At 67.4% G+C, this 387-nt stretch carries 1 protein-coding gene; it reads right to left on the bottom strand.

The window, feature by feature from the left end:
- A partial coding sequence (locus ACOJB8_RS41260) for an aromatic amino acid lyase (RefSeq protein ID WP_475018021.1) occupies positions 1-387 on the bottom strand: 387 nt, incomplete at both ends.

The raw sequence follows: 387 nt of genomic DNA, 5'->3' as shown, positions 1-387 counted from the left end.
GCAGCGAATCGACCGAAGCCGGATGCGCGAGCGTCTTGTTTTCCGACGCCAGTGCAGCCGCCGTGACGTGCGCGATCATGAAGCCCGAGTTCACGCCGCCGTCCTTCACGAGGAAAGGCGGCAGGCCCGAAAGCGTCGCGTCGATGAGCAGCGCGATGCGGCGCTCGGCCAGTGCGCCGATTTCGGCCGCAGCCAGCGCGAGGTTGTCGGCGGCGAAGGCCACCGGTTCCGCGTGGAAGTTGCCGCCCGAGAGCACTTCGTTCGTTTCCGGGAAGATCAGCGGATTGTCCGACACCGCGTTCGCCTCGATGAGCAACACCTGCGCCGCGTGGCGCATCTGGTCGAGACACGCGCCCATCACCTGCGGCTGGCAGCGCAGCGAGTACG

The organism is Paraburkholderia sp. BR10141, from assembly GCF_056155635.1.
Note: the sequence above shows the minus strand (reverse complement) of the source record. Positions and strands in the feature narration are given on the sequence as shown.